The sequence below is a fragment of the Streptomyces sp. NPDC088400 genome, assembly GCF_044753355.1.
Taxonomy (GTDB): domain Bacteria; phylum Actinomycetota; class Actinomycetes; order Streptomycetales; family Streptomycetaceae; genus Streptomyces.
Window position 1 is genome coordinate 101,976 of sequence record NZ_JBIVMZ010000018.1, and the last position, 13,241, is coordinate 115,216.

A 13,241-nucleotide genomic window follows, 5' to 3' on the forward strand; every position below is an offset into this window, starting at 1 on the left:
TGCCAGGAACTCTGCGCTTGCTGTGTCGTGGTTGTCGAGGATGGTCAGGACGAATTCGTCGGAGGCGGTGGAGAGACGGAAGCTGGAGTTGGCCGCGCCACCCGACAGCGGGGCGAGCCGCGGATCGTCGAGGCCGTAACTGTCGGCCACGGCCGGCAGGTTGATCTGTTCCAGCGTGGTGTACTTCGCCACCGGCTCATGCTCCTCTGATCGCGGCCGCCTCCCGGCGCCGATCTTCGACGATCGCGCCCCAGCGCGCCTGCACAGAGGCCTGTCCGTCCAGCCATCGAGCTCGGGGTAAGTCGGCCGGCGGCTCGTCGTCGGCCATCAGGTACGAAAGCTCCGCCAGGTAGGCGAACTCCTCCCCGCGTACGCACGCGCGCAGCCGCCCTCGCGCTTCATCCAACTCGGCAGTGCTCCCGAGCACCAGGAAGTGCAGGCAAACCGCGAGGCGGATGTAAGCGATGGAGGACGTGAGTCCCGCTTCGCCAGCACGGGCGATCGTGTCCTCGGCCCGCTGCGGGAGGTCCTCGGCAACACCGGCATCCCGTACGAGTGTGGCGATGGCGGTCTGGATGTCCGCCCAGCGGATCGACACCCCACCGAGCATGTGCTCGGCGCGGGCGATCTGTTCCGCAGCACGGGGGCGGTCCTGGAAGGCGGCAGCGAAGGCCAGGCATGCCTGCGAGAGCGCCGCCTCACCCGGCTGGCCGAGGCCAAGTGCCTCGTCCCGGCCTGCGGCGTAGGCCGAGCACGCCGGTCCGATGCTGCCCTGCGTCCACCACAGGTCGCCGCGGGCCCGATCGGCCCGGCCCTCCGGCCCGAGGGCTTCCACGGCAGTACGTACGTGTTCAAACCGGCCGACCCGGCGGGCCAGGTGCACCAGGCCGCGTGCGGCTGTGGCGGCGAGACGGCCGCCGGCATCGGCGACCTGACGCATCCCCTCCAGCGAATCGTCGAAGTGCCCCAGGTCGCGCTCGCATTCGGCGAGGAAATAGCGGGGCAGTTCTCTCAGTGCCTCGGGGAGTTGGTTCGAGGCGAGCACCGTACGCAGTCGGTCCGCGGTGCGTCCGCGGTGCTCGCGCTGCCGTTGCGCGATCGCCGAGAGCGTCACTGCCAGCGCTTCGGCCGGCGTGCTGATCGTGTCCCCTCCGCTCTCGTTCAAGGCCGGGAGTTCGATGGGTTCCCAGATGAAATCGTCGACGTACCGGAACGCGGCTTCGGCCATCCAGCTCAGATCCAGCCGGTAGTCCCGGGCCAGACGCAGGCCCTGCCGCAGTGCGGCCACGAGGCGGGCGCGGTCGTCACCGGTCGCCTCCCGGCCGAGTGCCACGAAGGTACGGCGGGCCGCCCGCTGCCAGTCCGCTTCGCTCCACCGGTCCTCACTCGTATGGTCGGCTCCCCGCACCACGTCCCGCACGAGATTGTGCAGCCGGTAACGCCAGGGTGCACCGGGGTCGGTGTCGACGAATGGCCGCTCGACCAGGTCGAGCGCGGGGGCGTCGTGGTCAAGGCCCGCAGCGGCGGTGGCCAGTTCCACCGAGAAGGAATCCAGCAGGCTGACGGCACGCAATACGCGGCGTACGTCCGGGGTGAGGTCGCGGAACGTACGCGCGACGAGGGCAGGAAAGTCGAGGTTGAACTCGCCGAGGGCCGGGGCGCGGTCGTGGCGGCGGTAGAGGTCGAGGAACCGCATGACCGCCAAGTCCAAGTAGAGCGGCAGACCATGGGAGTTCGCGGTAATCATGCGGCGAGTGCGGTCGTCCATCAGCGGTCGCCCTGCGATGGTCAGCCGCTCGCACAGGTAGATCTCGCAGTCTTCCGCCGAGAGGTAACCAACCGTGTGTTGCCGCGGTTCCTCGCTCGCACCACCGACCAGCAGCGGCCAGCACTCCGGGCCCGTCCAGTCAAGCTGACCTTCGAGCTTGGCGTCGCCCCACTGGAGCCGGTTGCGGCCGGTGATGACGAACAGGACGTTCGGCATGAGCCACACCACGCGCTGGATCAGTCTCTCCAGGTCGCGGTGCACGCGGTCGCCGACATCCTCGAAGGTGTCCAGCAGAACGACGAGGGTCGCCCGCTTCTTGTCCGGTACCCGGCTCAGGTCCCAGGCCAGGAGATGGGAGTAGTAGCTCAGTGCCTCGAGGTCGGGTTCAGCCTCCAGCAGGTCAGCCAGCCGTTGGCACTCCGCAAGGGCGCGTACCTGCTGGCGGTGTTCGCGCAGCGCCCGCACGACCACACCGACGCTCTGCCCGATCACCGCACCCGCGGTTCCCGGCAGGGCCACCGCCTGCGCGACGTCGGACAGCGCCGACTGCATCTGCCCCGACAGCGATCGTGTCCCAGGGAACCTGCTGAACCAGGTGCGCCGCCGCAGATACTCGTCGACCGGCTCACCCGGATGGTTGCGCTCCCAGTACCGCTGGAAGGCGAGGTCGAAGGCCGGCATGGCTTCCCCGAGCTCCGATGCCGCCAGCCTCAGGGCCAGCACCAGTGTCTCGAAGTCAGCGCCCGATTCCTTGGACAGGTTGATGCGTACGGGTACGACCCGCCCGACCTCCGTGTCCAGCGGCGGCCAGTCGCCGCCGCGTACCGAGCTGTCCACCAGGTGTTCGGCGACGCCGCGCGAGAAGGTTGACTTGCCGATGCCGCCGACCCCGTAGAAGACAAGGACGTTGCGACGAGCGGTCTCCAGATCCTCCACGTCGAAGCCGGAACGCTGCACCCACCGGGTGTGCCGCAAGAGAGAGGCCGCCACCGTGGCCCATTCGTCACGCCGGTCCGCGAAGAAATCGACCGCCCTGAGCTCGCGGTCGTTGGACCGGAACAGCGCCCGAAGATCAGACCTGGCCACGCAGCACCCCCCCCATGTCGACAAGCTCAACCCAACCAGATCAGCGGGCATGTTGACAGACAGCCCAGAGAAGGTGGCTTGGCGGCGGTGAGGGTGGTGGTCCAAATGCGGCCTGAATCGCGTTGCAGGTTCTCCCGGTTCACCTCATCGGGCCGTGCCCCGGCCCGAGCGCGGCCCCGATCCGGGCGCCGGGGAACCCTGCGACGAAGGCTGAACAGCCATGCATGGCCGAAGAGTTGGTCTACGCCAGACGCACCTGTCCCGGTACTCTCACCCGTAGCCAGTGGCACACATTCCCCCCACCCAGGTTGCGTGCTGGCGCGGGCGCGACACCCCATAACTCTGCCCCAAGCAGCCGGGTCACCCCCCATTCGCCGCCTCCAGGAGGTCACGGTGAACGTTCGCACCAGAAGCACGGCGATCATCGGCACCATCTGCCTCGTCGCTTCCCTCGCCCTCACCACGGCGTCCGCCGACGAGCGAACAGCCCCCCGCCAGAAGGCGGAGGTCACGCTGAAGCAAGTGGCCACAGCCAAGAATCCGGTCGCCGGCACCGCCGGGCCCGGGGACACCGTCTGGATAGCCGAACGCGCGGGCACCGTACGGGTTCTGGACGATCAGGGACTCGGCGAGCCCGTCCTCGACATCACCGCCGACACCACCACCGACGGCGAACGCGGCCTGCTGGGCATCGCGTTCGACAAGGAGTTCGCGCACTTCTACATCTCGTTCACGAACCTCGAAGGCACCAGCACCGTGGACGAGTTCGCCGTACGGGACGGCAAGATCCAGCCGGACACCCGGCGCACCGTCCTCACCCAGACGCAGCCGTACGCCAACCACAACGGCGGCGACATCAAGTTCGGCCCCGACGGCTACCTCTACATCGCGTTCGGCGACGGCGGCGCGGGCGGCGACCCGCATGACAACGGGCAGAACCTCGACACCCTTCTCGGCAAGGTTCTGCGCATCGACCCGACCGGCGGCGAGCCGTACGCGATCCCGTCGGACAACCCGTTCGTGGGCACCCCGAACGCGAAGGAAGAGATCTGGTCGTACGGGCTGCGCAACCCGTGGCGGTTCTCCTTCGACACGGGCACGGGCGACATGCTGATCGGCGATGTCGGCCAGAACGAGTGGGAGGAAATCGACTGGGCCCCGGCAAGCAGCAAGGGCGGCGAGAACTACGGCTGGTCCGACATGGAGGGCACCCACCCCTTCCGGGGCGGCACGGAGCCCGCGAACCACGTACCGCCGGTGTACGAGTACGACCGTAACGGGCCGGGCTGCTCGGTGACCGGCGGATACGTCTACCGAGGCGACGCGATCCCGGACCTCAAGGGGCAGTACGTGTTCAGCGACTACTGCGACGGCACCGTCCGCGCTCTGCGGATGGAGAACGGCAAGGTGACCGGCCAGAGCGACCTCGGAGTCAACGGCGGCGAGGTCGTCTCGTTCGTGCAGCGCGGCGACGGCGAGTTGTACGTGCTCGCCATCGGCGGCACGGTCTCCCGTATTGACCCTGCATAGCAATGAGCCGAAGAGCGTAGGACCCACGGGGCCTCCGGAGCCGCCGCATTGACAGTGACGGCGTTCGGGGCCCCGTGGTGGACGCGGAGGTACGGAGAAGTCCTGCCTAGGCTCCTCCCATGAGCCCCAATCCGCAGATCGCCTGGCGGCAGTCCACTCTCCAGATCACCCGCATCCACCCGCCCTACCCCACCCCCTACGACCAGCGCGTCATCCACCACGTGCCGGCCCACGACCCGGTCCGCGCCCGCGCTGTCGTCGCCGAACTCTCCACCGTCGCCGCCGTCGCCGAAGAACTCGATCCCCTACCTCGCCGGGACATCGACCACCCCCGGGACATCGGCGACCTCGACTACGTCGCCGTCGGCTGCTGGGGCAACATCGTCCAGATCAACGACCCGGCCTTCGGTGAGGACGGCATCCTCTCCACGAACCTCGAAGACGCGTTTGACGCCCAGGTCAAAGCTCATTCCGAGGCCCGTATCACCGCCGTCTGCGAGATGTACTCGGCCGAGACCTACGGCAAGTACCTCGCCCATGTCCCGGGACAGTCCCGCCTCTGCGCCGAGGGCTGGGACGACCAGGACGTCACCGGCGACCCCGCACAGCTCCTGCGGGCCATCGGCGTGGGCCCCGGCGGCCCCGGGGCCGAGTACCTCAACACCGATAACACCGACAGCACCGATGCCACCGACGGCGCCGACCAGGACGAGCCCTGCATCGGCATCGAGTACCTCGACCTCCTCGCCTACGGCCTGCACTCCGTCTACACCTCGGAGAACGCGATGGTGTCCCTCTTCAAAGTCACCCGCACCAAAGACGTCCAATTCGAGATCGACGAGGTCTGGCGCCAGGCCTGAACTGAGGCCGACGGGCCGGAAGTTCTGCCCCGATGTACTTGATCAGCTCAGGCGTCGGCCTGGGGTTGTGCCGGGCTGAGGTAGTACACCCTGGTCTGTTCCGTGTGCGGGATGAGCAAACCCTGCAATTCGTCCGCCGCGGCCTTGAGGAAATGGCCGTCGCGGATCGCGTGGAGGTTTTCGAGGACGAAAGCGACGTGGGTGGAGTCCTCGGTGACGCGGGTGCGGTGGGCGTCGCGGTGGTTCCAGTGGCGGGTCAGTACGCCCGTGCTGTCGGCGTAGACGATCTCGCCGGGTTTGGGGTGCTCGACGGTGTCGGGTTCGCCGAGCGGGGTGAAGGACTCGGTGCCGTCCGCGTACCGGATGTCTACGTCGCCGGTGACGTGGGCCAGGTCGAAGGCGCCGGCGGGCAGGCCGTGATGGACGGAGACGGCGTTGTAGGAGTCGACGGCAGGGTTGATACGCGGCAGGGTGCCCCTCTTGGCGAAGCGGCGGCCGAGGGCGTCGACGCTGGGGCGGATCCGGCGGGGGTTCGTGCCGAAGGAACGGTAGGCGGTGTGCCACGCCTCGATACGGGGGTCGGTCTCGTCGGCGGGCTGCCAGGTGCCGTCGGCGAGCTGCTGCTCCAGGTCCTCCACGGCGGCGGCGGTGCGGGGCCAGGGTTCGTGGGCGCGCAGGCCGGTGGCGGTGACCAGGGCGATGAGGGTGTCGGGGAAGGCGTCCGCGACAGCGGGGGCGATACGGAAGGCGACCATAAGAGGGCTCCTTTCTATTAGAACGACCAGATCGTACAATGCAACGACCGGTCGATGTCAACCAAACGACCGGACGGTGCATTGAAATGGTCCAGCTGTGAGGATGGTGCCCAGATGGCCGAGACGGTCGCAGCCCTGCGGACGGTCGCCAACAACGTCAAGGCGGCCCGCACCCGCGCGGGACTGTCCCTGGATGAACTGAGCCGACGTGCCCAAGTCAGCAAGGGGGCCCTGGTGGCCCTGGAGAAAGCCCAGGGCAACCCCAACCTGGCCACCCTGGTCCGGCTCGCCGACACCCTCGGCATCTCGGTCTCCGCACTGATGCAGGGCCCTCTCGAAGGGCGCGTCCGTGTCGTGACCGCCGACGCCGTCGCGCCCCTGTGGACCGGAGAGCAGGGCAGCGAGGCCCGGCTCATGCTGACCACGTCAGGAGCGGCGCCCGTCGAGGTCTGGCGCTGGCACCTGGAACCCGGCGACGAATACCCCAGCCACCCCCACCAGGCCGGAGTCGTGGAAACCGTCAACGTCGTCTCCGGTGAGATGACCCTCGTCGTCGACGGCACCGAGCACACCGTCGAAGCCGGACAGACCGCCACCTTCGACGGCGACACCGCCCACACCTATCGGGGCGCCGGAGCCACGACCTGCCACCTGATCATGACGGTCCACCTGCCGCCGGGCCCTGCCTCGGGCCCCGCCTCCTCGCCTGTGGCCTTCACACCATGACCTGACGCCGGCCGAGACCCCCGGAATACCCCGCTCCGCCTGGGAGTTCGCCCCGTTCGAACTCGGCGCCTCCCTGGGCATCCCGGCCCTGACCGCCCACCGCGCGCTGACCGTTCACGACGGCGGACCGGGGCGTATCGCGCCCGGCAGTCTGCACGGCACAACCGTCCTGGTCGCGGGCGGCGCCGGTGCGGTCGGCAACGCGGCCGTCCAACTCGCCCGCTGGGCCGGAGCGCGTGTGATCACCACGGTCAGCAGTCCCGCCAAGGCCGCACTGGCGCGCGCGGCCGGTGCCCACCGGGTGGTCGACTACCGCACGCAGGACGCGGTCGCGGAGATCCTGGACTTCGCCCCCGGGGGCGTCGACATCGTCGTGGAGGTCGCACCGGGCGCCAACGCCGCTCTCGACATCGCGGTGGCCGCCCAAGGAGCCGTGGTGGCCTACTACTCGGGCGGCGAGGACGAGCAGCTGTCCGTCCCGGTGCTCACCTCACTGCCGGCGAACCTGCGCTGGCAGGGCGTCTTCGTCTACACCGTGCCGACTGCGGCGAAGCAGCAGGCGGTCACCGACGTCGCGGCAGCCGTGGACGCGGGCGCGCTGCGCGTGGGAGAGGAGGCCGGACTGCCGTTGCACCGCTTCACCCTGGAGCGCACCGCCGACGCCCACGCCGCGCTCGAACAGGGCCTGATCGGGAAGGTCTTGCTCGACATCCCGTGAGTGCCACGGCAGGCACTACCTGCCGTGGGCACGTTCGCGGCCTCTCAGTCGAGACAGAACTCGTTTCCCTCGATGTCCTGCATCAGGAGGCACGACTCGTTTACGCCATCGGCACGCAGCAGTTGACCGCGTACCGCGCCGAGCGGGACCAGTCGTGCGCACTCGGCCTCAAGTGCGGCGAGGCGCTCGTCACCCACGAGTCCGGTGCCGACCCGCACATCAAGATGCACCCGATTCTTGACGACCTTCCCTTCGGGAACGCGCTGGAAGAAGAGTCGCGGGCCCACACCCGAGGGATCACTGCACGCGAACCACGAATCCTGCTCCTCAGGTGGCTGCGAGCGGTTGAAATCGTCCCACGTGGCAAACCCCTCCGGCGGCGGCGGTGCGACATACCCCAGCACCTCGCACCAGAAACGAGCGACGCGCTCAGGTTCCGCGTAGTCGAAGGTGATTTGGACCTGCTTGATCGACGCCATCGGGCCACCGTAATGGCGTGCTGTCACCGGGCCCACTGTTTTTCACCGCCGCCGGGAGTTCGTCAGGCGCGTCCTCACCCGGGACCCGGGTCGTTCTCGACTTGATGGCCCTCGTGCTCCTCGTGCTCCTGGTGCTCCTGGTGCTCCTGGTGCTCCTGGTGCTCCTGCTGATCCATGGACAGCCGGTAACCGATCGCCGCCAGGTCGCGGAGTCCCACCGGCTCCCCGAAGAGCGCGGTCGCCGCGTTGAGGAGCAGCACCGGGTGTACAAACCGTTCGGGCCCGGTCGGCGGGAAGTACCAGGACACCGGCCACGTATGCCCGCCCAGCGCGGGCACCGGTACGTAACTCCGGCAGCCCGAGGCCGAGTTGAACGGCACCACGCCGGGCGGCCACGACCGGAACGCGGTGCTTCCCGGGGGTACGAAGAAGTACATTCCCCGCCGCCCGTTCGCCTCGCTGACGACCGGGCCCGGTTCGCAGCCGCAGAGTGCCTCCAGCATGTCGGCGAGACGGCGCCCGTCGTCGCCGTCAACTCGCACGGCATCGAATCGCGTTCCTACCTTACGGAGCTGGAATCCGGAATACGGAATCCAATCAATGCCTGCTAATTGGCGAGTTGTCGCATCCATGGGGACATTTTGGCGGTCGTTGACTAGCGTTTTCCAGGTCTGCACTGGGTACGTCGGACAGGGGTTGACCTGCCCGAACGCCCTTTGCGGAAGGTTGAATTCCGCAAGTCTCGGTTGAGACCGGTTGAGTCCGGTCGAGTCGAAAAGGTGATCGCGATGGCGCGAGCGGAGAACAAGGAAACGGCAGGTCCGGCGACGCGGCTGGTAGCCGATATCGCCCGGCAGATGCGCGTACGGAAAAAATTGACGCAAGAACAACTCGGCAGCGAACTCGGCTTCTCGGGCGCGGCGGTGAGCGCGATGGAGACCTGCGCGCAGCCCGCGAGCGACGACATGCTGGTGCAGCTGGAGCGGGTGCTCGGCGACGGGTTGGGCATCTTCGATCAGGCGCGGGAGTACGTACGGCTGGACAAGTACCCGGAGCAGTTCAAGGACTACGTACTGCTGGAGCAGAAGGCGGTGGGGCTCCAGCTGTACGCGACGCTGGTCGTCCACGGCCTGTTCCAGACGGAGGAGTACGCGCGGGCGCTGATCGGCGGTGGGTATCCGCCGCTGTCCGAGCAGCGGGTGGAGGAGCTGGTCGAGGTCAGGATGGCGAGGAAGGCGCTGTTCGACCGGGAGCCGACCGCGTTGATCGAACTGATCCTGGAGGAGTCGATACTGCGTCGGCCGATCGGCAACCAGGGGATCATGCGTCGGCAGTTGCATCATCTCGTGGAGTGCGGGCGGCGGCGCAATGTCACGCTCCAGGTGCTGCCGCTGGACTGCGGGCTGAGCGGCGAGCACGCGGGCGACCGTGGCGACATGAATCTGATCGAAACCCCGAGCCATGACCACCTGGTTTTTCTGGAGATCCAGGGCGAGAGCCTGCTAGTCAGCGACCCCGCAAAGGTGAGTACCTTCGCCCAGCGCTATGCGAAAATCCGGGCACAGGCCCTGGGTCCTCGCGAGTCGCTGGGCCTCATCGAGCAGTTGGCGGGAGACCAGGAATGAGCAGCACCCTGCGGTGGTTCAAGTCCAGCTACAGCGACAGCGGCGGCGGGAACTGCATCGAAGTCGCCTTCGACTGGCACAAGTCCAGCTACAGCAGCCCCAGCGGTGGCGAATGCGTCGAGGTCGCCACCTGCCCCCACAACACCGTCCACATCCGCGACTCGAAGAACCTCGACCGCGAAGGCCTCACGTTCGCGGTCGCGCCCGACGCCTGGAAAGCGTTCCTCACCTGGGCAAGCTGAACCGCTACGTCCGGTGCGGGGCCGGGGTTTATGCCGTCCCCGCATCCGGATCGACGGATCGACTCAGTCGGCCCAGGCGCGGGTCAGGCAACGGTTCCGGGACGGATCGGCGTGGTCGGTAAAGGATGTCCGGCCGTGCAGAACGGTGTTGTTGTTCAGCACGAGGAGATCTCCCCGGCGTAGGGGCAGGCGCAGGAACTGGCCTTCGTCGCCCAGCACTTCCTCGAACGCGTCGAGCGCTTCCACCTGCGCCGACGTCAGCGGCTCGCCGACCGCGTCATGGCCGCGTTCGATCTGGTACCGGTTGAACCGCACCTTGAGCTGACCGCCGGTCCGGGCGAAGACGGGACCGGTGCGCGCAAGGTTCTGTTCCGCGCCGAAGTGGAAGTCCTGGTAGAGCGTCGACAGGGCCCCGGGCCGATTCGCCGACAGCTGCGCGTGCACGGTGTGACCGCTGATCAGCAGGGACTCGCCGCCGCTCAACGCCGGCCTGACACACAGAAGAGCGAGGAGACGCGGAGGCCCGGGTGGCCCCGCACGGTCGGTGTGCGGAGCCAGTGCCGCCTCTTCCACCGTGGCGCGAGGAGTGTTTCGTACGGTGGCGAGGAGGTCGTCCATAGGCGCGGCGGATTCCCTCGGCCGGACCGTCCCCACCAGGGAGATGACCGACCGGCACTGCTCCGCGCACTCCTGATCGCTGAGCCCGTCCAGCGGGAGGCCGCGCAGAACCGCCAGCCCCGGCCCGTCGGACAAGGCCGACCGGAGTCGGCGCGTCACCTCTGCGGTCAGTGCGTCAGGCCAGGACGAAGAGACCGAAGGCAGCGGGATCAGCCAGGCGTCTTCCTCCAGCGTGGCCGGGTCCCACACGTGAAGCCGTTCGGTGGCGACGGCTTCTTCTTCCACTTCCACGAACACCCACCCCTGCGTCTTGGGATACCTGCGTCTTGGGATACCTACGTCTTGAGATCAGTGACAGACAGCGTTCCCCGTCCGACAGGCGCGAAGCAGGTCCGTGGGGTGGGCCGGGGCGGGCCGCGCGCCCAGAAAGTGTCGGACGCTTCAGACGGTGACGACGGTCTTGCCGGTCAGCTTCCCGGCGTCGCTGCGCGCGTGCACCGTCGGCAGCTCGGCGAGGCCGACGCGTTCGGCGACATGGATGCTCAGCGTGCCCGCGTCGACCCGGGCGACGAGTTCGGCGAGCTGGGCGGCGTCGCTGCGGGCGAAGACCGATGCCGTACGTACCCCGCGTGCGGAGTCTTCGGGCGCTGCGGTGGTGGTGCTGACCAGCACGCCGCCGTCGCGGACGAGACCCACGAGACGCGCGGTCTCCTCCGGCGTGGTGGTGACCAGGTTGAGTACGACGTCGAACTGCTCGTCGGCCGCCTCGGTGACCGGCGCGGCGGTGTAGTCGATGATCCGGTCGGCGCCGTAGCCACGGACACGGTCGGCGCGGCGCGCGTTCGCGGTCGCGGTGACGTGCGCTCCGGCCTGGTGGGCGAGCTGGACGGCGTAGCCTCCGACCGCGCCTGTGGCTCCGTTGACCAGAACGGTCTGTCCGCGCTTCAGGTCGGCGTACTCGAACAGCGCCTGCTGGGCGGTCAGCCCAACTGCGGGCAGGGCGGCGGCATCAGCCAGTTCGACGCTCTTCGGGGCGGCGGCCAGCAACTCCGCGGGAGCGAGCGCGAATTCGGCAGCAGCGCCGGACTCGTTCATCGGCAGGAACGCGACGACCGCGTCGCCGACGTTCCAGCCCGCGACCCCGTCACCGAGTTCGGCGATGGTTCCGGCGACGTCGATCCCCGGCACGTGCGGGAAGGCGAGCGGGAACACCTGACGCAGATAGCCGGCGCGGATCGCCGCGTCGACCGGGTTGAACGAGGTGCCCGCGACCTTCACCAGCACCTGCCCTGCTCCCGGGACGGGACGGGCGGTCTCTTCGTAGGCGAGGACGTCGCTGGTGCCGTGTCGGTCGTAACGCACTGACTTCATGGTTCCTCCTCACGCAAATGCTTCGATGTCGAAGCACTTCCCTGAGCATAGACCTACTTCGACATCGAAGCAATTAGAATCGGAGGATGACCACCACCGACGACCTCGGTCCCGAACAGCTCGGCACCTACTTCGCCCTCACGGAAGCCGTCAGCCTTCTCCAGCACGCCGTGGAACAGCAGTTGAGGGCCGAGGGCGACCTCAGCTACGTCCAGTTCCAGCTCCTGGCCCGCCTCGCGGACGCCAAGGGGCAGCTGACCATGACCGAACTGGCCAACGGCGTCGTCTACAGCCGCAGCGGGCTCACCCACCAGGCCGGACTGCTGGAGAAGGCCGGCCTCATCACTCGCGGCCCACACCCCGACGACCAACGCGCCACCCTGGTCACCATCACCGAGACCGGTCTCGGCCGGGTCGCCAAGGTCCTCCCCGGCCACATCCAGGTCGCGCGCCGTCTCCTGTTCGCGCCGCTGTCCGACGAGGACCTGCGCAACCTCGGCGGCATCATGACCCGCGTCCGCGACCACATGCGCGCCGAACCACCCCGCTCGGCAGCCCCACGCAAACGCCGCGCGACCGCGCCCCGCTCCCTGAATGAGGAGCCGTAGGTCACCCCTGGGCAGGCCGAGCCGGTACCCCGGGTGTGGGGCCGGGTGCACCCGGCCCCACACCATCCCCCCTCAGATGGCCGGAGTTACTCCTCGATACGGATCACCCGTACGCCCGTACCCCGGTACCGCATCGGGTCGAGAGTGAAGACCGGTCGCCCCCTCGGCCACTCGACCGACGGGTGGGCGAGGTACATCGCGTGCGCGCCGCTCCAGTCCGCTTCGGTGGTCTTCTGACTGCGGAGGCGCTTCCCGACCGCAGCGGCGCCCGCGAAGTCCAGCGCCGTGATGTCCACGGACGGCAGGGCACCGACGTGCTCCGCCACACCTGCCCGGTCGCTCTCCGCGACCGCGAGGCACAGCGCGGGAATGTAGATCCGTAACGTCGGGTCCTTCTCGGCCTCGACCACCAGGCGCGACGCCATCCGGTTCCCCGCGCCGAGCGCGAGGGCGGCCGTCTCGTCGAGAACAACCGCACGCGGCAGCGGGTACGTCTCTTTCTTCACTGGACTTCCCCGATCCGCCCGGACAAGACATCGGCCCAGAGCTGCTCGCCGGCCTTCTCGTCCTCTTCGGTGTACGGCCTGCCGAGGAAGTGCTCCTCGACGTACGCCTTGGTCTCCTCGCGCCGCTGCGCCAGCTCCTCCTTCGTCGGAGTCGCACCGGCCAGCTGGGTCAGCAGATCACGCATGGTGATCCCGCGATCCCTGGCCAGCTCCTGAAGGCGGTCACGGACGGCAGGGTCGACCTTGATCGTGGTGTCAGCCATAGCGACAGTATACCTGCGGTATACCACCTCTGGGCGTTCGAGTGTGACTGTCATGGCACTCCGTTTTCTCTCGATTTCTCTCATGG

Annotated in this window: 14 protein-coding genes and 1 pseudogene; 7 read left to right on the forward strand and 8 right to left on the reverse strand. The window is 68.3% G+C overall.

The genetic code is table 11. From position 1 onward, the window contains the following. Positions 1-196: 196 nt before the first annotated feature. The gene (locus ACIQD6_RS32675) at positions 197-2,854 is read right to left on the reverse strand and encodes an ATP/GTP-binding protein (RefSeq protein ID WP_401889678.1); all 2,658 of its coding nucleotides are present in this window, start codon (positions 2,852-2,854) and stop codon (positions 197-199) included. Between the two features lie 393 nt (positions 2,855-3,247). On the opposite strand from ACIQD6_RS32675, the gene ACIQD6_RS32680 reads away from it, so the two are divergent. Together ACIQD6_RS32680 and ACIQD6_RS32685 are read left to right on the forward strand one after the other, a co-directional pair. Further along, positions 3,248-4,384 (forward strand): PQQ-dependent sugar dehydrogenase, encoded by a 1,137-nt coding sequence (locus ACIQD6_RS32680; RefSeq protein WP_401889680.1) that lies wholly within the window; start codon positions 3,248-3,250, stop codon positions 4,382-4,384. A gap of 119 nt (positions 4,385-4,503) precedes the next feature. After that, positions 4,504-5,244: a DUF6333 family protein gene (locus tag ACIQD6_RS32685; RefSeq protein WP_401889683.1), complete on the forward strand. Its 741-nt coding sequence runs from the start codon at positions 4,504-4,506 to the stop codon at positions 5,242-5,244. Positions 5,245-5,291: 47 nt separating this feature from the next. Here the strand turns inward: ACIQD6_RS32685 and ACIQD6_RS32690 are convergent, their stop codons facing one another. Continuing rightward, positions 5,292-5,999, reverse strand: a complete 708-nt coding sequence (locus ACIQD6_RS32690) for a B3/4 domain-containing protein (protein ID WP_401889685.1) — start codon at positions 5,997-5,999, stop codon at positions 5,292-5,294. Between the two features lie 114 nt (positions 6,000-6,113). Here ACIQD6_RS32690 and ACIQD6_RS32695 point away from each other — a divergent pair, with 114 nt between their 5' ends. Together ACIQD6_RS32695 and ACIQD6_RS32700 are read left to right on the forward strand one after the other, a co-directional pair. After that, positions 6,114-6,725 carry a helix-turn-helix domain-containing protein gene (locus ACIQD6_RS32695; protein ID WP_401889687.1) on the forward strand — a complete coding sequence of 204 codons (612 nt, stop codon included), beginning with the start codon at positions 6,114-6,116 and terminating at the stop codon, positions 6,723-6,725. Between the two features lie 238 nt (positions 6,726-6,963). Beyond that, entirely contained in the window at positions 6,964-7,443 is a 480-nt protein-coding gene (locus ACIQD6_RS32700) for a zinc-binding dehydrogenase (RefSeq protein WP_401889689.1), read from the forward strand. 44 nt (positions 7,444-7,487) lie between these two features. Here ACIQD6_RS32700 and ACIQD6_RS32705 read toward each other — a convergent pair whose 3' ends face one another. Next, positions 7,488-7,922 carry a VOC family protein gene (locus tag ACIQD6_RS32705; protein WP_401889692.1) on the reverse strand — a complete coding sequence of 145 codons (435 nt, stop codon included), beginning with the start codon at positions 7,920-7,922 and terminating at the stop codon, positions 7,488-7,490. 230 nt (positions 7,923-8,152) lie between these two features. Further along, positions 8,153-8,554: pseudogene (locus ACIQD6_RS32710) on the reverse strand (hypothetical protein); the annotation flags it as partial. 156 nt (positions 8,555-8,710) lie between these two features. Here ACIQD6_RS32710 and ACIQD6_RS32715 point away from each other — a divergent pair. Beyond that, positions 8,711-9,547 carry a Scr1 family TA system antitoxin-like transcriptional regulator gene (locus tag ACIQD6_RS32715; protein WP_401889695.1) on the forward strand — a complete coding sequence of 279 codons (837 nt, stop codon included), beginning with the start codon at positions 8,711-8,713 and terminating at the stop codon, positions 9,545-9,547. Beyond that, positions 9,544-9,789 (forward strand): DUF397 domain-containing protein, encoded by a 246-nt coding sequence (locus tag ACIQD6_RS32720; RefSeq protein ID WP_401889697.1) that lies wholly within the window; start codon positions 9,544-9,546, stop codon positions 9,787-9,789. Before ACIQD6_RS32715 ends, ACIQD6_RS32720 begins: the two co-directional genes overlap by 4 nt. Before the next feature lie 63 nt (positions 9,790-9,852). Here ACIQD6_RS32720 and ACIQD6_RS32725 read toward each other — a convergent pair whose 3' ends face one another. Beyond that, positions 9,853-10,698: a TauD/TfdA family dioxygenase gene (locus tag ACIQD6_RS32725; RefSeq protein ID WP_401889699.1), complete on the reverse strand. Its 846-nt coding sequence runs from the start codon at positions 10,696-10,698 to the stop codon at positions 9,853-9,855. Between the two features lie 150 nt (positions 10,699-10,848). Then, positions 10,849-11,778, reverse strand: a complete 930-nt coding sequence (locus tag ACIQD6_RS32730; RefSeq protein ID WP_401889701.1) for an NADP-dependent oxidoreductase — start codon at positions 11,776-11,778, stop codon at positions 10,849-10,851. Positions 11,779-11,864: 86 nt separating this feature from the next. On the opposite strand from ACIQD6_RS32730, the gene ACIQD6_RS32735 reads away from it, so the two are divergent. Further along, the gene (locus ACIQD6_RS32735) at positions 11,865-12,386 is read left to right on the forward strand and encodes a MarR family winged helix-turn-helix transcriptional regulator (RefSeq protein ID WP_401889704.1); all 522 of its coding nucleotides are present in this window, start codon (positions 11,865-11,867) and stop codon (positions 12,384-12,386) included. 86 nt (positions 12,387-12,472) lie between these two features. Here ACIQD6_RS32735 and ACIQD6_RS32740 read toward each other — a convergent pair whose 3' ends face one another. Both ACIQD6_RS32740 and ACIQD6_RS32745 read right to left on the reverse strand, forming a co-directional pair. Continuing rightward, on the reverse strand, positions 12,473-12,892 hold the full coding sequence (locus ACIQD6_RS32740; RefSeq protein WP_401889707.1) for a hypothetical protein: 420 nt from the start codon (positions 12,890-12,892) through the stop codon (positions 12,473-12,475). Next, positions 12,889-13,155: a hypothetical protein gene (locus ACIQD6_RS32745; protein WP_401889709.1), complete on the reverse strand. Its 267-nt coding sequence runs from the start codon at positions 13,153-13,155 to the stop codon at positions 12,889-12,891. Before ACIQD6_RS32745 ends, ACIQD6_RS32740 begins: the two co-directional genes overlap by 4 nt. Between the last annotated feature and the right edge of the window lie 86 nt (positions 13,156-13,241).